Below are 24,225 nucleotides of genomic sequence, written 5' to 3' on the forward strand. Positions count from 1 at the left end.
CTCAGAGAATAAATCGTCCCCAATGGAGTTAGCTTCTCCATTTTCTCTAAAAAATTTCGGATAGCTCACTGTTTGCAAGGATTTTTATTAGCTCTGAATATAGATGACTTCTAAAGCAATTAATTTATAGCCATATGTTCTCAAAAAAAAACGACAGGCATAACCTGTCGTCGGAATCTCAATTAATTATGCTTGTTGACATTGCAGCGAGAAAACTTTCAAATAGCCAAACAGAATTTCTAGACCAACAATGTCAAAGAATTTATTTACGCACCAGCAGCAGCAGGCTCAGAAGGAGGTGCATTTTCCGCATCGGTAACCTCAACAGGCTCAGCATCCATTCTCATAGTTAGGTAGCGGATAACCTCTTCACCCAGACGCATATCACGCTCATAGGTCTTGATTTGGCTACCATCTGCCTTGAAATTAACTTGGATGTAAATGCCATCGTTAAAGTTTTGGATGGGATATGCAAGGTGACGTTTGCCGCGTACTTGAACCTGCATGTCAGTCGCACCGGACTCTTGCAGCATGGTCTTGTACTTTGTGGATACTTCTTGAACCTGCTCTTCACCGAGGTCAGGACGCAAGATGTACATTAATTCGTAATTATTTGTGCTCATTAAAGAAAGTATTCCTTTTGGACGATGGGCTACTCCAGACTTTTTGTAAATCAAAGAACATCATTTGTTCTTTAGTAAGTAGCAAGGATATAAAATTCTACTATACCTGGTACCGATTTGGATATTACTTTTGAAAGCCCGCTTATTTTGTGGCGCTTCTCCAGTATGCTGGCACGGGTGATGGACTTTATGTTATGAAAATTGGTTCTGATTTTTTGCTATGGCGCAACGTTATGTCCGGATCCAAACTCGCCAAGGACAAATTTACTATGGCGTACTTCATTTAAATCGTGAGGTCAAGGTTTTAGATGCGCCAGCTTGGCTAGGTGGTCAGTTAACAGAAATGGTCATTGAGCCAGACAGTTATTCAATTTTGCCACCCTGTGCGCCGTCAAAAGTGATTGCGGTTGGTCGAAATTTTGTGGGTCATGCATCGGAGCTGGGCAATGAAGTACCCACGGAACCCTTACTCTTTCTCAAACCTTCCACAACCATCATTGCAAATGAAGAAAATATTGTTTACCCATCCCAGTCCAATTGGGTGGATTTTGAAGGGGAATTGGCATTGGTGATTGGCGATCGCACGTCTCATTGCACAGCGGAAGAAGCTCATACAAAGATTTGGGGCTACACGATCGCCAATGACGTGACGGCAAGAGATTTACAGAAACAAGATGGTCAATGGACAAGGGCAAAAGGATTCGATACATTTTGTCCACTGGGGCCTTGGATTGTGCGGGAACTGAGTCCAGAGGCGAAATTACAGACTTATCTCAATGATGCATTTGAGCCGCACCAGTCAGCTTCTGTGTTGGATATGGTGTTCTCGACGACGGAACTCGTAAGCTATATTTCCAAAATTATGACTTTGCTGCCAGGCGATGTGATTTTGACGGGCACACCTTCAGGGGTCGGGAAAGTCAATATCGGCGATCGCATCCGAATTGCCATTGAAGGCATTGGTGAACTCGAAAATATAGTGGTTGCCCCAAAACAGTAGAGACGAAAGAACATCCGGTAAAATTTACTCCACAGTTATCCCACAACATTTATCGGATTTGCCCCAAGCCTATGTCTCCCGTTTCTCGCTTTGCTATTAGTGCGTCGCTCGTTTCTTTGTTGGGCTTAACCGCCTGTGGTGGTACTCAAATTTCCCCATCATCCCAAACCACAACCGACGATACAACGCTCTTAAAACTTCTCTATTGGCAAGCACCAACAATCTTAAATCCTCATCTCTCCACAGGCTTTAAAGATTGGGAAGCAAGTCGCATTACCCTTGAACCGCTAGCGACCTTTAACGAAGAAAGTGAGCTAATTCCCATTTTGGCGGCCGAAATTCCAAGCATCGAAAATGGTGGGGTAGCGGAAGATGGTTTATCGGTAACTTGGACATTAAAGCAGGATATTCAATGGTCTGATGGTGAACCGTTTACAGCAGCTGATGTTGTTTTCACTTACGAATGGGCGAGTAATCCTGATACGGGCGCGACCAGTCTTGGGATTTTTGAGGTGATTGACAGTGTTGAAGCGATTGATGATTTGACCGTAAAAGTGACTTTTAAAGAGATTGCCCCTGCTTGGTTTGGGGTCTTTGTGGGCAGCGAAGGGATGATCTTACCGAAGCATGAGTTTGAGGAATATCAAGGCACTGAGGCGAGAACAGCTCCAGCAAATTTAATGCCCGTAGGAACTGGGGCTTATCGAGTCGCCGAATTTAAACCGGGGGATGTAGTGGTTTATGAAAAAAATCCCAATTACCGTGATGCAGAAACCGTTAGTTTTGAGCGGATTGAACTTAAGGGTGGTGGAGATGCGACCTCTGCGGCACGGGCAGTGTTGCAGACAGGGGATGCAGATTTCGCCTACAACCTCCAAGTGGAATCGAAAATTCTGGATGAGCTGAGTCAAGGTGGACAGGGAGAGGTAGTGGCTAGCTATGGTTCTCTCGGCGAGCGGATTATTCTCAATTTCACTGACCCCAACAAGGAAACCGCTGAGGGAGAGCGATCCAGCACGGAATTTCCTCACCCATTTTTGACTGATATAAAAGTCCGGGAGGCGATCGCCATAGCTATTGACCGTGACACGATTACCGAGGAGCTTTATGGCATTACGGGCACGGCAAACGCTAATTTTGTGGTGAATCCACCGGAATTAGTATCGCTGAATACGAGCTATGAATTTGATTTAGAGAAAGCGAATACTTTGCTTGATGAAGCGGGCTGGGTGGATAGCAATGGCGATGGCACACGCGATAAAGACGGCGTGGAAATGACAATGGTTTTCCAAACGTCGGTGAATCCATTACGTCAAAAAACTCAGGTGATCGCCAAACAAAATTTGCGAGAACTTGGCATTGATGTGGAGCTAAAAAGCATTGATGCCAGCGTATTCTTTTCGGGTGATCCGGCGAATGCTGACACAACCGAAAGATTTGTCGCGGATTTGCAGATGTTTACGACAGGTAATACCAATCCCGATCCGATGCCCTATCTCAAGCGTTACACTTGCGACCAAATTCCGACGATGGCAAACAGTTGGACAGGGGATAATTATTCTCGCTATTGCAATTCTGACTACGACGAACTTTGGACTACAACAAATAAGGAGCTTGATCCTGCAAAACGTCAGGCAGCAATTATCGAGATGAACGATTTGCTCATCAATAATTTTGTGGTGATTCCCCTTGTACACCGCGCCGAAACAGCTGGGGTTAGCAGCAAGTTATCTGGGGTTTCTCTCACGCCTTGGGATATGAATACTTGGAATATTGCTGAATGGAAAAAGATTTCCGAAACGACCGAATAAGTTCATCGAAAGGGCATTTAGCAAACGCCCTTACCGACTGATTTATGAATTCAGAAAAGTAACTAGGGATTGAAGTTTATCCCATGCTGCGCCACTGGCAATGACATCTTTAGCTTTGGCAATACCTGCGGTGTGATCTCCCCACTCAATGGAACCAGCAACTTGCAGGGCTAGAGAAGCATTGAGGGCAACAACATCAGTTTGGGCTGGAGTCGCTTTTCCTTGGAGAACATTAGTGAGAATTTCTTGATTCACTGGAATATCGCCACCTTTCAAGTCTGCGAGGGGCACGGAAGTTAATCCTAATTCTTGGGGATCGAGGGTAATGGATTGCACATCATCGCCATTTACTACAGTCAAATCTGTCAAATCCCCTAATCCTGCTTCGTCAAGTTTCTCGCGACCATGGAGAACCATTGCTTTTGTTGTACCGAGCTGTTGCAGGGCGATCGCCATGCGTTCGATAAATTTCGGATCGTACACACCAATAATTTGACCTGTGGGCTGGAGGGGATTTACCAAAGGGCCAAGCAAATTAAACACTGTACGGATTTTCATTTCCTGACGAATCGGAGCCACTGCCTTCATCGCTGGATGCCAGCCTCGCGCAAACAAAAACGTAATGCCGACTTCCTCCAATGCCGCTGCCACTTTATCGCTAGGCGCACTGAGATCAACACCCAACGCTTCCAATACATCCGCCGAACCCACTTGACTGGAGGCCGAACGATTACCATGTTTTGCGACTTTGACCCCCGCCGCTGCCGTGACAAAAGCTACCGCTGTCGAAATATTGAATGTCGAGGAACCATCGCCTCCCGTACCGCAAGTATCCACAACGGGTTGATTATGGGTCAGGGTTTCCTGTTGGAGAGATTGAGCCTTGAGGACGCGCGCCATCCCGGTTAACTCATCCGCCGAAACCCCTTTGGTTTGAATTGCGGCGAGAATTGCCCCCGACATAATTGGAGAAATTTCTTCATTGAGCCAACCCGTCATCAATGTGCGAGCTTGTTCCTGATCGAGGGAAACCCCTTCAATGAGTTGTTTAAGAAAGTCTGTCCAATTTGTGGTGGTCATAGCAAAAACGCAAGCAAAAAAATTTTATTCTCTCCAAAAACTTTAGCGGAATTCCCAGCCATTCCGAGAATCTTTTAGAATATGCCTTGAAAAAGATTCTTTTAGGCAACGGGCAATTTGAGGGTTATGAAGGTTTTAGTGAGAATTGCAGTCTTATTAATGATGGTCTTAAGTTTGGGGTTTGGTTCTCCTGCTTATGCATCTAGTCCTGCGGCAACATCTCGGTCTGCGGTTGATAGTGAAGACTTTGCTAATGAAAATTTTGCGGGTCAAAATTTCCAGGGGGCTGAGTTTACCCAGGTCAATTTCCGCAATGCAGATATGAGCAATACTGATTTGCGAGGTGCTGTATTTAATAGCTCACAATTGCAAAACACAAATTTACATGGTGCAGATATGAGTAATGGTATTGCCTATCTCTCAGCATTTACAGGCGCTGATTTGTCTGGTGCAATCTTTGAGGAAGCGATTCTATTACGCTCCACGTTTGATGATGCAAATATTGATGGCGCTGATTTTAGCTTTGCAGTACTTGATGGCTCCCAGCAGAAGAAACTTTGTGCCGCTGCAACAGGTGTCAATCCTGTGACAGGTATTGAAACAGCTGACTCGTTGGGTTGTTAGTGTTATTTTGCTGATTAGTCGTATTTGCTCAGTAAGTATGATTCAGTTGATTGGACTGGTTGGGTATTTGCTTGGCCAGTTTTTCTTTGATTTTTGTCCCATCCAGAAACTGAATTGGGTTATAACAAGTCGGATTATGATACGAATGATTCAAAAGAGCGGGGCTTGAGGATTTGATGGGACGAAATTGGTTAGCGGTTACGGTGATCGCCGGATGTTTCTGGACAATAGCTGGGGCAAATCCTATCTTGGCTCAGGTGCTAGAAAAAGTAGAGCTAGAAGCAAGTTCCTATGCGGATTTAGATCTATGGTGTGAATGCAATAGAACGCCTTTAATCGAATCCATCAACCACAGCTTGACCTATCTCGATACCGCAAAGTCAGCAGAAGATTACGCTAACCTCGATTTACCCCCAAAGTTTTCCCGCGACAATGTTCGGCGATCGCTCCTTAGGTTTCGAGAATTAGTGCAAGCAAGCAATGATCCTCATAAATTGCAACAACAAATCCAACAAGAATTCGATTTTTACCAATCTGTTGGCACTGATAGTTTGGGCACCGTAGACTTTACCGCTTATTTTGAACCGTCCTATCAAGCAAGTCCTGTCCAAACCGAAAAATTTCGTTATCCCATTTATCGCCAACCACCCACATTTGACCAATGGCAATCTCCTCATCCCACCCGCGCTGAGCTAGAAGGAGCCAATGGCCTTGCTCCAGCCGATAGTCCATTGCGAGGGCAAGAATTAGTTTGGTTACCCAGTCGTTTGGAAGCTTACTTAGTTCAAGTGCAAGGCTCCGCACGTTTGCAACTCCCCAATGGCAAGATCATGACAGTCGGTTTTGATGGTAGTACTGACTATGGCTATGTAAGTCTCGGGAAAGAACTGATTAACGATGAGATCTTTTTACCCGAAGAATTGAGTTTACCCAAATTAATCGACTACTTCGAAACGAATCCCGACAAGCTCAGTGAATACATTCCTCGCAATAACCGCTTTATCTTCTTCCGCGAAACCTTTGGTTCTCCCCCAATCGGCAGCCTGAATGTCCCTGTCACTGCCCACCGCTCCATTGCCACTGACAAATCACTAATGCCACCAGGGGCGATCGCCTTAGTTTCGACCGTGTTACCTTTTCCTGCCTACAATGGCGAGTGGTTCAAACTAGATCGCACTTTTTATGCCTTGGATCAAGATACAGGTAGTGCGATAAAAGGGGCTGGCAGAGTCGATATTTTTCTTGGCACAGGCACAAACGTCCAAACAGAAGCTGGACTAGTGAATGATCAAGGGCAACTCTACTATCTCTTACTCAAATAACTATCCACTTTTTTCTTAATACGAAACATCAAAATGCCTTTTTTTTCTGATAAAGCCATCGAAAAAAATCGAAAAAAAAATAAACGTCGGAATATCATCATGCTAACAATTGGTGCAGGTTCATTTGCAGCCACAGGCCTGATTTCCATCAGTAAAAATATTGTCGGAGGATTTACTCAAGACCTATCCAAGGATGCGACCGAACAACGGCTACAGGCAAATCAAAACCTTATTCAGAAAGAAGCGGGAGCATTAATTGTTTTAGAGCGTGAACCAAATAATCCTAATGCCCTCAAAAGTTTGGCAGAAGCTCGGATCGCATTAGAAGACTATGAAGGAGCCCTTGAACCACTCGATCAACTATTGGGCATATTCCCGAACAATCAGAAATTTCAAGAGATGCGATCGCAAGCAGAGCAGAATTTAAACAGCTCATCTGAATCGGGAACAACCACAGAGAAATAACAAGACATTGGCACGCCCAGTATTCCAGTGTTTCAGAAAGGGTATGGGCTAAAATAGGAGAAATTTTTCATCCAAAAACCACCATAAACTTATGCCATCTACCTCGAAAAAATCTGCAAAAAGTAAGGGCAAAGGACAATTTTGGCAGAAAGCTGTTCTTTTTATCGGTGGTGGTGCATTTCTAGGTACTGCAATGCTCCCAATCATTGGGGGACTATTCAACCGCAATGAACAAAATACTCCAGCTCACTCCGCTGGAAATCAAGGTGCTTCAAGATCCACAGCAGAGTTGCAAGAGCTAGAAGCGAATTTACTACTCGTTTTAGAAAGGGAACCCAATAATCCAAATGCCCTGCAAAATTTAACGCGAGTACGTTTGGAAATGGGCGATCTCCCAGGAGCTATTGATCCGCTGGATAAGCTGATTACATTGTTTCCAGAGGATCAAGTGCTCAAGGATCTTAAAGTTCAACTAGAGCAAAATATCGTGCAGACAAATCCTCAAGGTATTCCAGTAGAAGAAAATGTTAGCCCTACAACCACACCAGATATCGTTGAATCCGAAGCAACGGATGGGCTAGAGGTTGAATCGGAGGCTGTTCCAGAAACAGAAGATACAGAAAATCCTGCTGCTGAATAAACTTTTTTGGCGATCGCCCCATTAAATTCTCCAACGTATGAATTCACGTTCACTGTCAGCTGCTGTTTTGTTACTCCTCATTACTGGGGGTTGTATTCTCCTACTGCAAAATAGCCAGCCACTGAACCTGATTATTCTCAATCGTCCATTACCTTTGAAATTACCTTTAAGTTTTTGGGTGATTTTCGCGGTGATTGCGGGTATTATCACCAATCTAATTCTGCAACTTCTCTTGGGATTTGAAAGTTCAAAGCAGAGCGATCGCCTAAATGAACGTCTCGAAAATCTCAAGCAACGCCCTCCCCGTAAACCAGATAATCGCACCGGACGCTCTGACTGGGAACGCAGCCGCGCCAATTACGATTGGACAGATAAAGATGTTGAGGAAGAGGATGCTGAATCTTGGGATATTGAATCGCCTCCCCAAAACCCCACACGTCCCAAACCACCGCCAAAAGCGAAAGACGCTTCTAAAACAGAGAAAGTGCGGTCAAATCAACCCCAGCCCAAACGTCCCCGCCCTAACCCGAATAATAAATCTAACCCCTCACAACGACCTCGCCGCACAACATCCCAACCACCAAAAAAATCAGGCAACAGTGTTTATGATGCTGACTATCGAGTAATCACACCGCCCTACAACGCCGATGAAGCGCCACCTCAAATTCCCAATTTAGATGACGATGAAGAATGGATTTAGACAGATTTAGTCTGGTACGCTAGGACGGCATTATTGCGAGATTTATCCATGAGTTTATCCCCCGAATTAGCAGCAGCGATCGCCATCCTGAACGAAAAAAGCTGTATTGAAACACCCCACATCGACTCCGAAACAGAGCGGGAAACACTGCGGCAAAATATTCAGTTCGTTTCGAAAGAAGCAGATTGGGAAAATATTGGGATTTGCGCTGATAATGCGACAGTTGCGGTGGATTCGGTTCGACAGTATCTAGCAGCATTGGGTTATAAAAATGACTTTAAAGCTGACGTCAGTGAATGGGCAGACAAACCGGTTTACCTCAAATTTAATACCCAAAAGATGGCGCACTACCTCGACGATTATGAAGGCAAATATCGCGGCGTACTCATCGCAATCCAGTCAGAAACTGACGAATTACAGGGAACCTACGGACATTTTCCCCTTGATCTGTTTGCTGGATGATTTAGCATAGAAAAACTTGTGGTTTTCTCGGGAGCTGTGCCTTGATTAAAGCGTTATCCGCCTCTATTCTTTTCAACTTTGGGGCGATCGCCTACCTTTCCTCGCCAGCAATGGCACAAACTCTCACTCCAGATCAACTCGAACTCTCTCCAGAGATTATCGAACATAGTCCCGTAATCCAACGTTGGAGTGAAGAAGCACCCAATGTATTGGAGGATATTCGCCATGATCCGAGTTTTACGACCCGTTGGCGGGTTGGCTATAGCACCTTTCCGTCGAATGATGATCGCAGTGGGATCAGTGTTGGGGTAGAAGATCTATTTATTAAGCGCACATTGCCTCTCACATTTTCGGCGGAAGGTCACACTACATTTGATGGCGATCGCTCTAATTTTGCAGCACGGGCGAATTATTATCTTTTCCCTTTGGGCAACCGTCTAAATTTTGCCCCAACCTTGGGTTACCACACCTTTTCTGGTGAAAGCTATGATCGCGATGGTTTAGAAGTTGGCGGAAAAATCCAGCTCAATCTTTCTCGTTCTGGCGCATCAACCATTTCCCTGAGTCAACAGTTCGTCAATCTCTCAGGCGATGAGGAAATGGGGATTACAACCCTAGGCGTTGGCTATGCCTTTGCGCGCCATTTACGCCTAGCCACAGAAATCCAAAAGCATAATTCTACTGCAGCAAAAGAAAGCCGTGTCGGAATTTTTCTGGAAGTTTTACCCTAAGGCCTTTTCCATCTGATTTTGTGGATGCAATTCAACCACACGGCCAATGATGGCGATCGCCGGCGCAGAAAATCCAGTGGCCTCAACCTTGTCATTAATATTCGCCAAAGTACCCAGTAATTCCTCTTGATCCGGGCGTGTCCCCCAACGAATTAATACGATTGGCGTTTCAGGAGTCAGCCCTCCAGATAACAATTCCAGCACAATCTGCGGCAAATTGTGGATTCCCATATATATAACGAGTGTTTCTGAACCTTGGGCGATCGCCTGCCAATTCACATTGGGGCGATATTTGCCAACAGCCTCATGTCCCGTAACGAAAGTTGCCGAAGAACTATAACCACGGTGCGTTAAAGGAATACCGGCATAAGCTGGTGCCGCAATACCCGACGTAATTCCCGGCACAACCTCTACCGGAATATTTGCATCCTGCAAATCAGCCATTTCTTCACCGCCACGCCCAAAAACAAACGGGTCACCCCCTTTCAGACGCACAACAATGGCATGTTCCTGAGCCTTCTCGATCAAAATCCGAGTCGTTTCATCCTGCTTAAGCGAATGCCGTCCCCGCCGTTTCCCCGCGTGAATGCGTTCAGCCCGCGGATTAATCATCAATAAAATTGGGTCACTCACAAGGGCGTCATAAACAACAACATCCGCCATTTCTAAAAGCGTTTTTCCTTTCAGCGTAAATAAACCAGGGTCACCAGGACCCGCACCAACCAAATAAACCTTACCGACAGGACTAGAAACTTGAGTCATATTGTTTGTAGAACAGGGATAGAGAGAGCCAATAAATTGTTAACGGCTATTTAAGATTTACTTATGTGATTTACGAATGCCAAAGCATATCATGGTGACAAATATTTTTTGTAGCACGGATATCTCTTTGATGCATTGATGTGACGAAACCATGGGAATCCCCAATTCGCAAACATCACAACACTCCTCTTGCTACACGATCAAAATCGACAGCGACGAAAAAGAGGAAGCAAAAGCTTCCTCAAATAGAACGAACCAAGTCAGAGCAATATATTCAGCGATATTGCTGTTAGTTTTTTTGTGCTGTTTTAACTTGATTAGCACGAACCTGTTGGAGTAGAAGATCTAGCTCCGCCTGGATCGAAAGATACTTAACTTGGGCATCAAGAGATAATTTCGTTGCAATGCGATCCTGAATGGCAGATTGAGACATGGTATTTAAGTACTACTAAAATTATTTTTTTAAATTAGGTAGGTATATTAACTCAAAACGTACTTTTGTACCGTTCTCAAAGTGATTTCCTAGTGCAGTGAAAGTAGCAGGATAGAATATATTGTCGCCAAATTCTTGGGCGCGAGTTGCAGAAAAAACTTGAGGAACACAGGTGCTGTTATCAAAAGGTTTAGAAATCGAGATCTTCACAGGCACACCACAGGGAGAGGTTATCGGTTTGTCGGATCAGATCGTAAGACAGCTAGATGGTTTTGTGCGTGAGCCAGATAGTCGCAACGTCGAATATACAACTCCTCCCTGCTGCTCCTATGAAAGTTTGCTTTGTGCGATTTTGCAGCCTCGTTTGCAATTAAGGAATTATCTCCAGACATTGGGAGACTACACATTAATTCCTGGCAGTACTTTATCTTTGGGCGATGCGAGTCGTTTTTTCCGCTCTGACCCCAATAATCCTTATCACGCCTATATCGAAAACACCTATGGCACTGATGTGGTCACCGCGAGTGTACATATCAATATTGGTATCGAAGATTTAGATGTCTTATTTCGAGCTTGCCGTTTAGTCCGTCTGGAGGCACCACTCGTTTTAGCACTCAGTGCATCGTCTCCATTCCTAGATGGTAAGGTCACGGGTTCCCATTCTCACCGTTGGCAAGTTTTCCCGAAAACGCCTCGACAAGTACCGCTATTTCGGAATCATCAGCATTTTATTGACTGGACAAATGAACAATTAGAGTTGGGGACAATGCAAAATGTCCGTCATCTCTGGTCCTCTGTCCGTCCGAATGGCGATCGCCGCCCCTATTCCCTCAATCGTTTAGAACTACGTATTACTGATCTCGTTGTTCAGCCATTGCAACTGCTTTCGATTGTGGCGTTTTTAGAGGCACGTATTCAACAATTAATTGATCAACCTCACCTCGACCCTCTGAAATCCAGTCAACTTAGTGTGGAGAAATTGCTTGAGATCACCGATAAAAATGAAAAGCTTGCAGCACAACATAGTCTCGAAGCAGCGTTAACTCATTGGCGTACAGGTGAGACGATTACGGCAAAAGATTGGATTAGCAATATTTATGATGAGGTTTATCCGATTGCGAAGGGAGCAGGATTTGCTTGCTTCCTCAGTCCACTGAAAAAAATTCTTCGGGAAGGCAACCAAGCTCAGCAATGGCTCACAGCCCATACCCAAGGACAACCGCTTCCTAAGATTATTCAGCAGGCGATCGCCACAGCAGCTGAACAAGACCAAGAACTCAGCAAATATCTTTGCGAACCAGCAGCACTTGTCGCCTAAAGATTGCACAAAAGCTTAGCTTGAAGTTTTCGCCAAAATTTGCCCACTATATATAAAGCTCCTATCACGACACTTATGTATAGTGACCAACGGCTTATGAATAGTAAGCCTCCGACCTTTACCAAAAAAAACACGTCATGCCTCAACTTGTGTTGGTCCACCCACAGATCCCTCCCAACACTGGCAATATTGCCCGCACCTGTGCCGCCACTGAAACCGAACTTCACCTCGTCGGTCCCCTTGGCTTCGAAATCAGCGATCGCCAATTGAAGCGTGCAGGCTTAGACTACTGGCCTCACGTCAAACTCACTTTGCACCCAAGTCTTGATCATTTTCTCGCTGAACATAAACAACGAGGTGGCAGACTACTCGGCTATAGTGTCCGCGGCCAATACACCTATACCGAATACGAATACTGTTCGGATGACTGGCTCCTCTTCGGCAGCGAAACCCAAGGACTCCCCGCTGACCTTCTCCAAAACTGCGATGACACCCTCACAATTCCTATCAGCAAAACCCATGTCCGTAGCCTGAATCTTTCCGTTAGCGCCGCCGTTGGACTATTCGAAGTACGTCGTCAATTGGGCCTGTAATTGCAAGGGCATAAGAAATTTTTATCAAATTCCTGAATTAACAGCATCCAATAGAAAACTAAACCACAGATCACACAGTTCTTTTGCATGCTTTTGCTCAAAAGTACGTAAAATTACTGACATTTGATTTTCTCCAAGATCACGATGTAGCAATGATTCTGGCGGTTACCCAAACAGATCAAAAAAAAATGTGCTATACCAGTGCTACTCTCAGAAACTTTATTGGATTCTGATGGGAACAGTAATTTGTTTTGTATTGCAGATTACTGATTGGTAATTGATTTTTGCCTTAACTAGGCGACAATGATTGCCTCGCCCTTGTGCAAAATAAAAAAGCAAGGTAACCTTGCCTAGACATTCATTGCAAACTCAAATTTAGTGATCTAGATCACATCGAGTTGATACACAAATTCAAGTTCAAAGTTCACTTTGACCCTGATGTATCGCTCACCACACAACAGGAGGTTGTTTTTGAAAGACGTACAACAGAAGTCCATTAGTCAACTGACGATGGAAATGAATACTTCAATGTCGTCCATGAGGTTGCTCCGGGATGATCAAGTTTCCACTCCCATAGGGGTCGGATCCGGCCAAATTGGCTCTCGCTCATCTCTCGCTAAAGTCTCCCTCGCACTGTCAGTCAGTGTCGTTGGACTTTTACTCCCTGACCATCAACAGGTTCAGGCAGTTGAAGCAGCAACCTTGGAAAATTCACAAACAGACCGACCTATTTCCCAAGGAGAAACGTTTATGATTCCTGCTCCGGTAACTTTAGCAACGGCTCCTGAGGTTCAACCCGCGGTTGAATCTAGCCAGCTAGTCGCTGCTGTAAGCCCAAGTTCAACCAATAGGGTTGAACCTGAACTCCCCGCCATTAAGCACACTGTTGCGGCCAATGAGACTTTTTGGTCTATCGCCCAGCGTTATGGGGTCTCTGCCGAGGCGATCGCTAAACTGAATAATCTAGCTATTGACGCTAGCCTGTCTGCGGGACAGTCGATCAAAATCCCGACAACCCTTAGTCAGCCCGTTGCTGTGGCTCCTAAAGCGGTTGAAATACCAAAAGCAGCACCTGAGGTCGCGACCTTAGAACCCAGTAAGCGCGTTTTTGCGCCCACTGCTACAGATTTACAAGCTCAAGAAGATGAGGCGATCGCCACACTCCGGGCGAAGCAAGAAAATCTCGCAGAAGATATTGAGCAACTGCGTGACCAAAAGACAGAGCTAGTCTTTGATGCAGAAGATGCCAAGCGAGAGCAGCCCGAAACCCTCATTAGTTCTACTGCTATTCAGCAACCAACCTCGGCAACTGTCGTAAAAGAGGAAGCTGTCATTATCCCTGTACCTCTACCGCAACAGCCTACAGCTAAGCGTGAAGAGGTGGCAGAGGTTGATACAGAGACTCTCATTGCCAACCGTGCAATCTCTAGCGATAGCCGTTTGCCAGAGCCTCCTAGCCTGAGTCAGCTACCTGGTGTTGAACCATCTGCTGAGCTAGAAGTTTCCAATGAGCCCCTTAGCGTTACAGCTCAGGTTCCCGTTGCAAAGCAAATTCCTGAAATCCAGACTGCTCGAGCACTAGACACCGAGTCTACAACTGTCGTTGCAACCGCAACACTCAATAAGACTCATGTCGTTCGTTCTGGTGAAACTCTTTACGCGATCGCCCGTCGTTATGGCGTTGCAGGTCATGAGCTCATCGCAGCTAATCGTCTGGACAATCCCAATGTGATTAAGGTTAACCAAACGTTGGTTATCCCCACAGGTCACAAAAACTCTGGTCAAAACTTTGTTGCTCTTCTGCCTCGTACAGAAGCGACTCAGGGCATTAATCGCAATAGTCAAACCCTTGCAAATGCACCAAGTCTAACTCTTTCAGAGCCCACTCAGAATAGGGAAGAAGAGCCTCTTGTTTTGAGTTTTGACGTCACTGCTGAATCTGCAGTCAATGAATTGCGGGCAGACATTGCACGGATGCGTCAGAATTACCAAGAGCAACGGGCAAGTGAATCTCCCAAAGCTCAAGCATCTGTCGAATTCACGCTCCGCTCTAATCCCACTGAAACTGTTGTGGTTAATCCAGAATGGCAAAGTGAAGTGAAGGCTGTAGAAGAAGTCGTTCCTGAAGCACCTCAACAACTAGCTGCAGCATCCCAAGCTGATATCACGAACTACAATTCCCTACTACGTTTGTCCGTAGGTGAAACTGTTAGTCCTGAGCTCCCCCCTCTAGCTAATCCTGATGAATACCTTCCCGGCGAAGAAGTATTTAACGGTTACATTTGGCCTGCACAGGGTGTCCTAACCTCTGGTTGGGGTCGTCGCTGGGGTCGCATGCACAAGGGTATCGACATCGCAGCTCCTGTTGGCACACCAATTTTCGCTGCTGCTGGTGGTGAAGTTGTGAGTGCAGGTTGGAACTCCGGTGGTTACGGTAACTTGGTCAAGGTTAAGCACAGTGATGACAGTGTGACGCTCTATGCTCACAACAGCCGCATTTTGGTTCGTAAGGGACAAAAAGTGAAGCAGGGTCAACAGATTGCTGCTATGGGTAGCACTGGATTTAGCACTGGTCCTCACCTCCACTTCGAGGTTCATAAGGCTGGTCAAGGTGCAAGAAACCCTGTTGCTTTCTTGCCTAAGCGCTAATTTGCATCAGATATAAAATCTAATTATTTTCTTAGAGAGAACGATGATCATCGTTCTCTTTTTTATTTTTTATTGCTCAGAGTTGTCCTGACAATTCAAAACAAAGTAGATTTCGATAAGAGACAATCTCCCTCAGACAATCAGCAATATCCATTTCCACAACTTGATGTAACGACCTATGAGTGAGCTGACAACAAGCAACGTTCAAATTCAAAACGGTGAGTTGAAAATTGACGCTTATCTAGCCCAACCAACAACAAATGAACTTTGTCCTGCTGTGATTGTGGTGCAAGAAATTTTTGGGGTAAATGCTCATATTCGTGAGGTAACAGAGAGAGTTGCGGCTTTAGGCTATGTGGCGATCGCCCCAGCTATTTACCAGCGTATAGCTCCTGGTTTTGAAACAGGGTATGCACCAGAAGATATTAAACTCGGGCGGCAATATAAGGTTCAGACTAAAGCCTCTGAGCTACTCAGCGATCTACAAGCAACAGTAGATTATCTTTACGCATTGCCACAAGTACAACAAAAAGGAATTGGCTTAATTGGATTTTGCTTTGGAGGTCATGTTGCTTATCTCGGGGCAACACTAGATGCAGTAAAAGCCACAGCTTCTTTTTACGGCGCGGGCATTGCTAATTGGTGTCCGGGAGAAGAGGAGCCCACAACAATAGACAGAACAGCCGATATTGACGGCGAAATATACTGTTTTTTTGGCAAAGAAGATACTTCCATTCCTATGGAACAAGTAAAACAAATTGAGGCAGCACTCCAAAATAACAACATCAAACATCAGATTTTTATCTACGACAACGCAGGTCATGGTTTCTGTTGCGATCGCCGTGCTAGTTATGAGCCCACGGCTGCGGCAGATGCTTGGGAAAAAGCTTGTAGGCTATTTGAGCATGTGCTTTCCGACGATAAATAAAATTGAAATTAAGCCATTACGCCTATTCCCATCCATTGCAAATTTGAGCCACCCTAGAAAAGATAGATGATCACAACAACATCAGATCTTGTTGCTATCAGATAATCCTGAGCACCAGAGAATCAGGGGAAACACGTTACGGAGAGCGGGATAGAAAGATGGATAAATTGCTAGATCTTTGGAGTAACATTATTTCGCCAGAAGGCTATATGCCCCATGGTCATTGCTATCTTTGGCAAACTCCCCTCGTCTGGCTGCATGTCACATCCGATGTGTTGATCGGTCTGGCTTATTTTTCAATTCCCCTTTGCCTCGTTTATTTTGTGCGCCGCGCAGAGAATGTGCCATTCCGTGGAATTTTTCAGCTTTTTTCCCTATTTATCATTGCTTGCGGTTTGACTCACTTCGCTGAAGTTTGGACATTATGGCATCCTGCTTATTGGCTATCGGGCAGCTTAAAAGCCTTGACAGCAGTAATTTCCGTCTATACTTCCATTAAATTAGTGCCGACCATTCCCCAAGCTCTATCTCTCAAATCTCCAAAAACACTTCAAATTCTGAATGAGCAATTGCAGAATCAAATTCAGGAACGAACAGTTGCCGAAGCCAAAATTCTCACGTTAAATCAACAGCTCGAATCACGGATTGAAGCAAGAACTCTATCATTAGCAGAAACAAATGAGCGCCTGACGAAAGAGGTTGCAATACGTCGTCGAGCCGAAGAATCATTTCAGATTGCGAATAACAAACTGGCTGACCAGCTTGCACAACTCGAACAATTTACGGCAGTCCAAACTTGTATTAGTGAGCTGAGTGAGACCTTACAAATCTGTCATTCGCTGGAAGAGGCCTTTAAGGTCAGTGCAAAATTAATTAAGGGAATTTTCCCCAACTGCCGAGGCTATATTTTCATGGCACGCTCAGTGTCCTCATCTCAGTTAGACTGTGTTGCAAAGTGGGGTGATCAAGCCATAACAAAAATGATTACAAGCCTTGAGCAACAAGATTGTTGGGGCATTCGGAAAAGTACTCCCCATATCTCGGATCTAGAAGGGGCAGGTTTATGTTGTGAGCATCTCCAGGGCTCTCCCGCTGCGATGATTATTTGTGTACCCTTAATTATTCAAGGGGAAGTTTTAGGGCTATTCCAACTGGAATCGGATAAAGTGCTTGAGCCTTTAACTCAGGGTTATGCCAAAAATGTTGCGGATCAACTGGCTTTATCTTTTAAAAATCTCAAACTTCGGGGTGAGCTCAAGATACAAAGTTATTCGGATCCCTTAACAGGGCTCTACAATCGTCGTTATCTGGAAATTTACTTGACTCAGAGATTTTCAGGTTGGACGAAAGAGGATAGAGTCGCCAGCTTGATTTTGTTTGATGTGGATCATTTTAAGATGGTCAATGATACATATGGTCATGATGCTGGGGATCTAGTACTGCAATATATCGCGCAATTTCTCAAGGTCAATGTACGGAACATCGATCTCATCTGCCGTTATGGTGGGGAAGAAATTTTAGTTGTTCTGCCGAATGCTCCTTTACAACAGGCTTATCAACGAGCAGAAATTTTACGGCAAGGTATCCAACAACTAAAGATTCGCCATGAACAGCAATTTTTGCCTTCAATTACTGTATCGGCAGGGGTTGCTAATTTTTCTGATGAGCTTAATACAGTAACCAAAGTGCTCAAGGCCGTAGATCAAGCGCTTTATCAGGCCAAAGATGAGGGGCGCAATTGTGTTATTTCTGTGGGATTGGAAGTTGAGGCGATCGCCCCCAAAGAAAGCCCCCATTAAATTTCGCGCAAACCAGTACAATTTTGGGAGTTATTTACCACCGCTCAAAAAATATCATGTCGAATCCTGTTCCCCTTGATGAACCTGTGATCCAGCTCGATCAATTTCTGAAAGTGATGAATTTCGTCGCGACAGGAGGTCAAGCCAAAGCGATGATCCAAGGGGGATTTGTCGAGGTCAATGGCGAAACGGAAACCCGCCGTAAAAAGAAGCTCCGCCATGGTGATATTGTCACTTTCGAAGGTGAGACAGTAGAAGTCGAGTTTAATGAGGATGCTGATTAAGCCGAATCAATTGCTATTGCTAGGTGGTTGAATAATTGTTTTTGAAACCATACGGGTCCGTTTGCGATCGCCTTTTGAGAGTTCATTTCCGCTTTGAAGTTGGGTCGCATTTTTTTGGAGTACCGTCGCCGCATTATCATCACCCAATTGGATGGCTGTTTTTGCGGCTGTTTGGAGCATTGTTGCCGCCCCTTGGCGATCGCCGGATTTGAGTTTAGCCTCAGCCATCTGCGTTTGGCGATATTTTGCTAAAGCTAAAATCGACATCTGTACCGTCGAGTCAACATCTGGCTGATAATTCGCTTGAACTTCTACGCTCACAGGAATGCTTTCCGATAACAGTTGGGTTTGTCCTGAAGCTGGGTCATCATAACGAACCTGCGCAGTAGCAATGATGTGATCGCCAGCCGCCAGTTGATCGATATATACATTGGCGAGAATGACACGAGGTACATCCGTCAACAAATCCCCTAAGCGCGCACCATAAAAATCCCCTTCTCGAATTACCTCTAGCTCAATTGTTTCCGGAGCCACTTGTGCTAAAGGCTTGAGATCGGCCAAACGAGAATAGGTCGTGAGTTGTAGCAAAAGTTGAGCATTGGTTAAGCCAACAGACTGTGCTCGGGACAATAATCGATTGAAAGTTTCACTCGCTTGTTCAGGTGTTTCGATATAGGCGAGGCTGCCATTCGCCGCGTCGGCAATGCTTTCGAGGACATCTTGATTCCAGTTCACACCAAAACCAAGGGCATTTAAAGTGACACCAAATTCTGCGGCTAATCGCGCAATTTTTAGGCAACGGTCATTATCACCATGTTCATTTTCGCCATCGGTCAACATAAAAACCTGAGATGCATAGTTGCCGCTCACTGCAGCCAATTCATCGAGTCCGAGACGCATTCCATCGTCAATACTGGTACCACCAGCGGCTTCTAGACGACTAATTTTCTTTTTGATTTGTTCTTTATCAGCGACTGTTTGATTATTGACAATCACTTTTGCCTTATGGTCAAAGGCAATCACAGATAGGCGATCGCCCGCATCAAGGCGATCAACTAATTGAATGGCCGCTTCTTTTACAGTGCGGAGGGGCTTGCCTGCCATCGAGCCACTATGGTCAAGCACTAAACATAGGTTTAACGGTAAGCCTTGCTGCTGAGACAACTCGTCGGCGATCGCCGAAATCGAAAAAGACAACTGCCGTTGACTATGGGATTGCTGCGCATCAAGGTGAGCATCACTCAAAAGAACTTGCAGGCCGACTTTCATATTGTTTCTCTCGCACAAAACATTAGTTTTCCCCTCACTCTCCAGCAGGGAAATTCCGTAAATTCAGCATATCTTTTTCCTCTGCCCATGCCAGTATTCCGCAGTGGATTGTAATATCTGCGACCCCGAATCCTAACTCAAAGCCACAGCCAAACTCACGGCAGTTAAAATCGAGAGAATGACGACAATGACAGTATTTCGTTTTTTTTCAGCATCCGTGAGTGGGCGAATGAGTTTATTCATCCAAAATATCCGTACTTTGAGATGTCGTCCCAAGAGCAAATATCGACTATAGGCAGAACGAAAACCATTTTGACGATAAAAAGGTTTCGCGTATTCAGAAGACCAAACATAAACAGTACGGCGTTTTTGCGAATCTAAAATCTCAATTGCCGCTGCTAACAACTCTGAGCCAATGCCTTGCCGAACGAAATCTGGATGGACAAATAACCCTGTAATTTGCGCATTTCTTGGGAGAAAAGCGATAAAGCCAATAATTTTTTCATTACAGACTGCGACGACAATTAGCTCATTTAGTTGGGATCGTTTCTGATGCTGGTCTTTAATCAGAGCATTGAGGATAGCTTCATCTAATGAAGTGCCTAACAATATCTGCAAACTTAGATTTTGGACAGCTAAAAGCTCATTAAAGTCCGGTGCCTCAGCAAGGCGATACAGTAATTTCATAGAGGCTTAAATGAGGCAGTAATTTTGTCTGAGATAGCTGATGTGTGAGGAAAGCTCAATAAAAGAATGGGGGTCAATCGTTAGATTTGTGGGGAAATTATAGAAATAGAGATGAGGCTAACGAAGAAATTTTAGCGTGATGAAATTGTTTCTAGGGTTTCTATTGCGTACTGTATCTAGCCGAGGATATGGATAGCTTGATATCTGCAAAAGTACTATAAGATCAAGGCGTCTATCCTTTTCGTATAAAGATTTATGACTGCTGGTAAACAGAATTTGGATGTCTCTCAAAGCCTTGGGCCGCTTTTACAGGAAGTTGTGGCGATCGCCACACAACATGAAGGGGAAGGACACACTCAACTCGCAATCCTAAGACAGCTCGAATTGCTCCATCGCAATATCTGCGAAAACTACTTTTATCCCACTCTGCCCGAACGTCGACGGGATTTATATAATCTCCTGCGGGATATGGAAGAAAACGGCGGATGGCCTTACATTGCCCGCCCAAAGCTCAAACTCATTATGCAATCTCTCATGGAAGCCGAAGCTGAACAACTCGAAAATACAGAGCTTGAATAGAAATTTCAGAGATTTATGTCGATTTTGACGGACTTTAGCGGTTGCTTTATGTACTAGAGAATATTGTGGTAACAGCACGGAAACATGAAAAGTCTTACCCGACTCGCACATCAGGGCAATGTTAAAGCCATTATGGAAATCCTCAACAAGCAGTTGCAAGAGGCTGGGGTCAATACCCGCGTTGCCCTCGGCGCTAATGGGATTTTAGAAATCTTGTGTGAAGCGGGACATCCCGAAAACTTAGATAAAAAGATAATTGTGCGTCGCATTCAGCACAGTCTTGATCAGTTATCGCCTCGGCCATTTCGACAGGTTCATATCCAGAGCTGTCTCACAAATGATGTTCAGTCTCTCTGGGTATCGACTCTCAGTTGTGATGCACGGCGTAAATTACTTTGGTCCGAAAATATCCAGATTCAACATCGCCCATGGCTCAACCGATTGTTACGTCGTTGGGGAATTAAGCCACCCAAACGATTTTTAAAATTCAAGCGTCGCCGCGCGAGACTCAATTCTTCTCAGGTCTCAAATTCATCGAAATCTGCCGAGCAACAAACGTCACCTCTTGTTACATTTTCTCCCCAACAACAATTAATTATGGGGGCGATCGCCATCGGCTTTATTGGCTGGTTTAGCCACGATTGGTGGGAACTAAAAATGCAAGTTCAGCAAAATACATCGACGGTCACTAGCGTTACCCAGAACAAAGAAATAGGAACAAACGACCAAAATATAGAGCCTTTTAATCAAGCTGTCCGCCTCGCCAATCAAGCTGTAGAAGAGGGACAATCTGCCACAACCTATGGTGAATGGCTTGATTTAGCAAACCGTTGGCAGCAAGCTTCAGAGCTGATGGAATTAGTGGCACCAAATCATCCTCGGTATGCGGAGGCACAGGAGCGAGTCTTGAGCTATCGTCAAAATAGTGAAGTAGCCCTCGTTAATGCGAAGGCACTAGTTCCCGATCTTTCTCAGTAACAGTACTCCATGGCACTCGATTCTCTCTACCGTTGTTTGACACGTTCCTCTGATCCAGATGTTGTTGTTGATAATTTAGCGGAGGCGATCGCCCATCTTTTTTCGGTAGAGGTGGTACATATTGCTATTGACCGTTTAACTCCGGAGCCTCTGATCGGTCATTACAGCAAAAACCCTGATCTGAATGGATTTGTCGATCTAACGCCTCCCACAAAAGCAGTTATAGAAACAAAGCTCAAAGCAAAGAAATATCAGAAATTAAAACAACAGAGCATCCAAGAAATTACACTAATCCCCATCGAGACAGAGGATAATGGTGCCAACTGGATTGGGATTGGCTCTTTTTCCTCACTCCCCACACTAGAGGAAATCACCAGCACGGTTATTCCACCGCTACAACTTGCAACTCAGCTGCTTTGCTTGCAACAGCACAAAAATCAAAACCACGAGAGTAATGCACTCCTCGCTCAAATTAATCAGCTGATCGATGCCGAAATGAGCATCAACAAATTGCTGCAAAAGGCGATCGCCGCCATGACAGATTGCTACGACGTTGATTTTGGCATAGTCGGATTATTCAAATATGCAAATCCTCTCCTTGCGAGAAATGATCGCCAAACCTGTCCCGATGCCACATTCAATGTCGTTAATGAGACAGATATTTTGCCGCAGCAAGTCCTGCTCAAAGACTGTACGCTTTGCCAGCGAGCATGGCTTTTAGCACCAGAGATTTTGGCGATCGAAAAGCTAGGAACCGATTCGACGATTGCGTCTCCCCTTGCTGATGATTATCAAAGTTTTCTCGTCACTCCTCTAATGGGTCAGCAGTCTACCGATGGTCAAAACAGTACCATTGTCGGCTTAATCATTTTGGGGCAACAGGAACCGCGTGCTTGGCAGCCCCAAGAAAAACAACTCGCGACATTTTTAGCGCACCAGCTCAGTACCGCGATGATCCATCAGCAATCTCTCCAACGGGTGCAAACCCTTGTGGATGAACGAACAGCACAGCTCAAATGGAGTCTCGATGTACAGGCAAAATTAGGGGCAAAAATGCGTCAGCAGATTCAGCAACTCCGTCAGCTCAATGTGCTCAAAGATGAATTTCTCAGCACGATGAGTCACGAGCTAAATACGCCCCTCGCTACGATGAAAGTTGCTGTAAAAATGCTCAAGCAACCTGGGCGATCGCCAGAAAAACAAGCCACCTATCTCGACATCCTCGAACAAGAACTCACACGCGAAAGCAAACTGATTAAAGACCTGCTGAAATTGCAGCATTTCGAGTCAGAAAAATTTGCCATTAAACCTCAGCGCCTAGTGCTTAAACCTATTCTCGAAGGAATGCAAAAAGAATTTAACCAGCGTTGGCAATTACTTAAAGGCATCGAACTAGAGATTAACTATACCCCTGAAAATATCTCCCAAAAACTCCAAATCGAAACTGATGAAGAAAGCCTCAGCAGCGCTCTCAGTGAATTGCTGACCAATGCTGGGAAATATTCAGCTCGCAACACCAAAGTACGCCTCGAAGTTGAATATTTATCGAAGTCTCCCGCCCTTGTGCAGCTCCGCCTCTGTAATGATGGTTCAGGCATTTCTGTCGAAGAACAAGAACATATTTTCGAGAAATTCCGGCGAGGGGCAGGGGTTACAGATCAAGCGATTCCGGGTACTGGCTTAGGACTGGCATTAGTTAAAGCACTAGTCGAACAACTCGAAGGCACCATTGATGTAAGTAGCGAGCCGAATAATGATGGCGAAACCCATGAAACTTGTTTTGTGATGACCTTTCCGCAAAGCATGGTCGGTCTCTAGGAGCGACACAAAGCCAAGTTCAAATGTTTTTTCTCCCAGTCAAGGATCGCAATTTTCCGCTCAATCCCCCATCGATAACCGCCCATCGCTCCTGATGTTCGAATCACTCGATGGCACGGTACAACATAACTCACTGGATTACGCCCAATCGCAGTACCAACAGCGCGAACGGCTTTCGGTTGGCCAATCTGTTCAGCTATCTGCTGATAGGTTGTGGTCTGTCCATAGGGAATTTCGAGTAAGGCTCGCCAGACTTTGAGCTGAAAATCGGTGCCTTTCAGATGGAGGTCAACAATATTGGCGTGAGTGGCATCTGGAGCAAAGAGACGATCGCCCAATTCCTTAATCAAGTCTGGAGTATGACGCAGTTCAACTTTGTTGCCCCATTCTGAGGAGAGAAAATCAGTGGCGATCGCCGGATCCGAACTATCCGGAAAATATAAATTACAAATACCTTTTTCAGTGGTCGCAATCAAACAATCCCCAAAGGGCGAATCATATAAACCATATTGAAGAGGAAGAGGATTTTGCCAGCGTTGCACTTGTGGAAGACCCATAAGAGTAATTTCTATTGTGTAATTTTTGGGGCGATCGCCAAACTTATTTAGCTCTGCTAACGCCAATACTAGGATAATTATTTGCCCCTAAGATATAGGGATTTAACCAGTTA

At 45.0% G+C, this 24,225-nt stretch carries 25 protein-coding genes; 18 read left to right on the forward strand and 7 right to left on the reverse strand.

The window, feature by feature from the left end; genetic code table 11:
• Positions 1–266: 266 nt before the first annotated feature.
• A complete protein-coding gene (gene rpsF / locus LEPTO7376_RS08535; RefSeq protein ID WP_015133800.1) occupies positions 267–623 on the reverse strand; it encodes a 30S ribosomal protein S6 in 357 nt (118 codons plus the stop codon).
• A gap of 220 nt (positions 624–843) precedes the next feature.
• Between rpsF and LEPTO7376_RS08540 the strand changes: the two genes are divergently transcribed.
• Together LEPTO7376_RS08540 and LEPTO7376_RS08545 are read left to right on the forward strand one after the other, a co-directional pair.
• On the forward strand, positions 844–1,623 hold the full coding sequence (locus LEPTO7376_RS08540) for a fumarylacetoacetate hydrolase family protein (protein ID WP_015133801.1): 780 nt from the start codon (positions 844–846) through the stop codon (positions 1,621–1,623).
• A 71-nt stretch (positions 1,624–1,694) separates the two neighbouring features.
• Entirely contained in the window at positions 1,695–3,434 is a 1,740-nt protein-coding gene (locus LEPTO7376_RS08545; protein WP_015133802.1) for a peptide ABC transporter substrate-binding protein, read from the forward strand.
• Positions 3,435–3,476: 42 nt separating this feature from the next.
• Here the strand turns inward: LEPTO7376_RS08545 and trpD are convergent, their stop codons facing one another.
• Complete coding sequence (gene trpD / locus LEPTO7376_RS08550; RefSeq protein ID WP_015133803.1) at positions 3,477–4,514, reverse strand: anthranilate phosphoribosyltransferase; 1,038 nt, start codon at positions 4,512–4,514, stop codon at positions 3,477–3,479.
• Between the two features lie 126 nt (positions 4,515–4,640).
• Between trpD and LEPTO7376_RS08555 the strand changes: the two genes are divergently transcribed.
• The 7 genes from LEPTO7376_RS08555 to LEPTO7376_RS08585 all read left to right on the forward strand — a co-directional run bounded on the left by LEPTO7376_RS08555 (position 4,641) and on the right by LEPTO7376_RS08585 (position 9,458).
• Positions 4,641–5,138, forward strand: coding sequence for a pentapeptide repeat-containing protein (locus LEPTO7376_RS08555; protein WP_015133804.1), 498 nt, complete (start codon positions 4,641–4,643; stop codon positions 5,136–5,138).
• Positions 5,139–5,314: 176 nt separating this feature from the next.
• Complete coding sequence (locus tag LEPTO7376_RS08560) at positions 5,315–6,460, forward strand: murein transglycosylase A (protein ID WP_015133805.1); 1,146 nt, start codon at positions 5,315–5,317, stop codon at positions 6,458–6,460.
• 33 nt (positions 6,461–6,493) lie between these two features.
• Positions 6,494–6,925, forward strand: coding sequence for a tetratricopeptide repeat protein (locus LEPTO7376_RS23425; RefSeq protein WP_015133806.1), 432 nt, complete (start codon positions 6,494–6,496; stop codon positions 6,923–6,925).
• Positions 6,926–7,016: 91 nt separating this feature from the next.
• The gene (locus LEPTO7376_RS08570; protein WP_015133807.1) at positions 7,017–7,565 is read left to right on the forward strand and encodes a tetratricopeptide repeat protein; all 549 of its coding nucleotides are present in this window, start codon (positions 7,017–7,019) and stop codon (positions 7,563–7,565) included.
• A gap of 37 nt (positions 7,566–7,602) precedes the next feature.
• On the forward strand, positions 7,603–8,265 hold the full coding sequence (locus LEPTO7376_RS08575) for a hypothetical protein (protein ID WP_015133808.1): 663 nt from the start codon (positions 7,603–7,605) through the stop codon (positions 8,263–8,265).
• 48 nt (positions 8,266–8,313) lie between these two features.
• Complete coding sequence (locus tag LEPTO7376_RS08580) at positions 8,314–8,727, forward strand: DUF1824 family protein (protein ID WP_015133809.1); 414 nt, start codon at positions 8,314–8,316, stop codon at positions 8,725–8,727.
• Between the two features lie 41 nt (positions 8,728–8,768).
• A complete protein-coding gene (locus tag LEPTO7376_RS08585; protein WP_015133810.1) occupies positions 8,769–9,458 on the forward strand; it encodes a hypothetical protein in 690 nt (229 codons plus the stop codon).
• Here LEPTO7376_RS08585 and cobA read toward each other — a convergent pair.
• On the reverse strand, positions 9,450–10,220 hold the full coding sequence (gene cobA / locus LEPTO7376_RS08590; protein ID WP_015133811.1) for a uroporphyrinogen-III C-methyltransferase: 771 nt from the start codon (positions 10,218–10,220) through the stop codon (positions 9,450–9,452). The two genes, LEPTO7376_RS08585 and cobA, sit on opposite strands and share 9 nt — an antisense overlap.
• Before the next feature lie 289 nt (positions 10,221–10,509).
• Entirely contained in the window at positions 10,510–10,653 is a 144-nt protein-coding gene (locus LEPTO7376_RS26795; RefSeq protein WP_015133812.1) for a hypothetical protein, read from the reverse strand.
• Positions 10,654–10,825: 172 nt separating this feature from the next.
• Between LEPTO7376_RS26795 and gshA the strand changes: the two genes are divergently transcribed.
• The 6 genes from gshA (at position 10,826) to LEPTO7376_RS08620 (ending at position 18,224) form a co-directional block, all read left to right on the forward strand.
• Positions 10,826–11,971 (forward strand): glutamate--cysteine ligase, encoded by a 1,146-nt coding sequence (gene gshA / locus LEPTO7376_RS08595; protein WP_015133813.1) that lies wholly within the window; start codon positions 10,826–10,828, stop codon positions 11,969–11,971.
• 137 nt (positions 11,972–12,108) lie between these two features.
• A complete protein-coding gene (locus tag LEPTO7376_RS08600) occupies positions 12,109–12,564 on the forward strand; it encodes a tRNA (cytidine(34)-2'-O)-methyltransferase (protein ID WP_015133814.1) in 456 nt (151 codons plus the stop codon).
• A gap of 537 nt (positions 12,565–13,101) precedes the next feature.
• Positions 13,102–15,213 (forward strand): peptidoglycan DD-metalloendopeptidase family protein, encoded by a 2,112-nt coding sequence (locus LEPTO7376_RS08605; RefSeq protein ID WP_015133815.1) that lies wholly within the window; start codon positions 13,102–13,104, stop codon positions 15,211–15,213.
• Positions 15,214–15,391: 178 nt separating this feature from the next.
• Complete coding sequence (locus LEPTO7376_RS08610; protein ID WP_015133816.1) at positions 15,392–16,141, forward strand: dienelactone hydrolase family protein; 750 nt, start codon at positions 15,392–15,394, stop codon at positions 16,139–16,141.
• Positions 16,142–16,299: 158 nt separating this feature from the next.
• A complete protein-coding gene (locus tag LEPTO7376_RS08615; RefSeq protein ID WP_015133817.1) occupies positions 16,300–17,940 on the forward strand; it encodes a sensor domain-containing diguanylate cyclase in 1,641 nt (546 codons plus the stop codon).
• 56 nt (positions 17,941–17,996) lie between these two features.
• Positions 17,997–18,224 (forward strand): RNA-binding S4 domain-containing protein, encoded by a 228-nt coding sequence (locus LEPTO7376_RS08620; protein WP_015133818.1) that lies wholly within the window; start codon positions 17,997–17,999, stop codon positions 18,222–18,224.
• Positions 18,225–18,230: 6 nt separating this feature from the next.
• On the opposite strand, the gene LEPTO7376_RS08625 is transcribed toward LEPTO7376_RS08620, so the two are convergent.
• Positions 18,231–19,493, reverse strand: coding sequence for a VWA domain-containing protein (locus LEPTO7376_RS08625; protein ID WP_015133819.1), 1,263 nt, complete (start codon positions 19,491–19,493; stop codon positions 18,231–18,233).
• 132 nt (positions 19,494–19,625) lie between these two features.
• Positions 19,626–20,180, reverse strand: coding sequence for a GNAT family N-acetyltransferase (locus tag LEPTO7376_RS08630; RefSeq protein ID WP_015133820.1), 555 nt, complete (start codon positions 20,178–20,180; stop codon positions 19,626–19,628).
• A gap of 255 nt (positions 20,181–20,435) precedes the next feature.
• Between LEPTO7376_RS08630 and LEPTO7376_RS08635 the strand changes: the two genes are divergently transcribed.
• The 3 genes from LEPTO7376_RS08635 to LEPTO7376_RS23430 all read left to right on the forward strand — a co-directional run bounded on the left by LEPTO7376_RS08635 (position 20,436) and on the right by LEPTO7376_RS23430 (position 23,555).
• Positions 20,436–20,759 (forward strand): hypothetical protein, encoded by a 324-nt coding sequence (locus LEPTO7376_RS08635; RefSeq protein WP_015133821.1) that lies wholly within the window; start codon positions 20,436–20,438, stop codon positions 20,757–20,759.
• An 84-nt stretch (positions 20,760–20,843) separates the two neighbouring features.
• Complete coding sequence (locus LEPTO7376_RS08640; protein WP_015133822.1) at positions 20,844–21,737, forward strand: hypothetical protein; 894 nt, start codon at positions 20,844–20,846, stop codon at positions 21,735–21,737.
• A gap of 9 nt (positions 21,738–21,746) precedes the next feature.
• Entirely contained in the window at positions 21,747–23,555 is a 1,809-nt protein-coding gene (locus LEPTO7376_RS23430) for a GAF domain-containing sensor histidine kinase (RefSeq protein ID WP_015133823.1), read from the forward strand.
• Here LEPTO7376_RS23430 and LEPTO7376_RS08650 read toward each other — a convergent pair.
• Positions 23,552–24,178: a methylated-DNA--[protein]-cysteine S-methyltransferase gene (locus LEPTO7376_RS08650; protein ID WP_160148423.1), complete on the reverse strand. Its 627-nt coding sequence runs from the start codon at positions 24,176–24,178 to the stop codon at positions 23,552–23,554. The genes LEPTO7376_RS23430 and LEPTO7376_RS08650 overlap by 4 nt on opposite strands.
• Positions 24,179–24,225 lie beyond the last annotated feature (47 nt).

The organism is [Leptolyngbya] sp. PCC 7376 (assembly GCF_000316605.1).
GTDB lineage: Bacteria > Cyanobacteriota > Cyanobacteriia > Cyanobacteriales > MRBY01 > MRBY01.

Excerpts from the sequence above, each read along its gene's own strand:
- LEPTO7376_RS08570 (WP_015133807.1), top strand. The coding sequence starts at position 7,017 with ATGCCATCTACCTCGAAAAAATCTGCAAAAAGTAAGGGCAAAGGACAA.
- LEPTO7376_RS08625 (WP_015133819.1), bottom strand. The coding sequence starts at position 19,493 with ATGAAAGTCGGCCTGCAAGTTCTTTTGAGTGATGCTCACCTTGATGCG.
- LEPTO7376_RS08560 (WP_015133805.1), top strand. The coding sequence starts at position 5,315 with ATGGGACGAAATTGGTTAGCGGTTACGGTGATCGCCGGATGTTTCTGG.
- LEPTO7376_RS08555 (WP_015133804.1), top strand. The coding sequence starts at position 4,641 with ATGAAGGTTTTAGTGAGAATTGCAGTCTTATTAATGATGGTCTTAAGT.
- LEPTO7376_RS08540 (WP_015133801.1), top strand. The coding sequence starts at position 844 with ATGGCGCAACGTTATGTCCGGATCCAAACTCGCCAAGGACAAATTTAC.
- LEPTO7376_RS08630 (WP_015133820.1), bottom strand. The coding sequence starts at position 20,180 with ATGAAATTACTGTATCGCCTTGCTGAGGCACCGGACTTTAATGAGCTT.
- LEPTO7376_RS08580 (WP_015133809.1), top strand. The coding sequence starts at position 8,314 with ATGAGTTTATCCCCCGAATTAGCAGCAGCGATCGCCATCCTGAACGAA.
- LEPTO7376_RS08640 (WP_015133822.1), top strand. The coding sequence starts at position 20,844 with ATGAAAAGTCTTACCCGACTCGCACATCAGGGCAATGTTAAAGCCATT.
- LEPTO7376_RS23425 (WP_015133806.1), top strand. The coding sequence starts at position 6,494 with ATGCCTTTTTTTTCTGATAAAGCCATCGAAAAAAATCGAAAAAAAAAT.
- LEPTO7376_RS08635 (WP_015133821.1), top strand. The coding sequence starts at position 20,436 with ATGACTGCTGGTAAACAGAATTTGGATGTCTCTCAAAGCCTTGGGCCG.
- LEPTO7376_RS08620 (WP_015133818.1), top strand. The coding sequence starts at position 17,997 with ATGTCGAATCCTGTTCCCCTTGATGAACCTGTGATCCAGCTCGATCAA.
- trpD (WP_015133803.1), bottom strand. The coding sequence starts at position 4,514 with ATGACCACCACAAATTGGACAGACTTTCTTAAACAACTCATTGAAGGG.
- LEPTO7376_RS08545 (WP_015133802.1), top strand. The coding sequence starts at position 1,695 with ATGTCTCCCGTTTCTCGCTTTGCTATTAGTGCGTCGCTCGTTTCTTTG.
- cobA (WP_015133811.1), bottom strand. The coding sequence starts at position 10,220 with ATGACTCAAGTTTCTAGTCCTGTCGGTAAGGTTTATTTGGTTGGTGCG.
- LEPTO7376_RS26795 (WP_015133812.1), bottom strand. The coding sequence starts at position 10,653 with ATGTCTCAATCTGCCATTCAGGATCGCATTGCAACGAAATTATCTCTT.
- LEPTO7376_RS08610 (WP_015133816.1), top strand. The coding sequence starts at position 15,392 with ATGAGTGAGCTGACAACAAGCAACGTTCAAATTCAAAACGGTGAGTTG.
- LEPTO7376_RS08575 (WP_015133808.1), top strand. The coding sequence starts at position 7,603 with ATGAATTCACGTTCACTGTCAGCTGCTGTTTTGTTACTCCTCATTACT.
- LEPTO7376_RS23430 (WP_015133823.1), top strand. The coding sequence starts at position 21,747 with ATGGCACTCGATTCTCTCTACCGTTGTTTGACACGTTCCTCTGATCCA.
- rpsF (WP_015133800.1), bottom strand. The coding sequence starts at position 623 with ATGAGCACAAATAATTACGAATTAATGTACATCTTGCGTCCTGACCTC.
- LEPTO7376_RS08600 (WP_015133814.1), top strand. The coding sequence starts at position 12,109 with ATGCCTCAACTTGTGTTGGTCCACCCACAGATCCCTCCCAACACTGGC.
- LEPTO7376_RS08605 (WP_015133815.1), top strand. The coding sequence starts at position 13,102 with ATGAGGTTGCTCCGGGATGATCAAGTTTCCACTCCCATAGGGGTCGGA.
- LEPTO7376_RS08615 (WP_015133817.1), top strand. The coding sequence starts at position 16,300 with ATGGATAAATTGCTAGATCTTTGGAGTAACATTATTTCGCCAGAAGGC.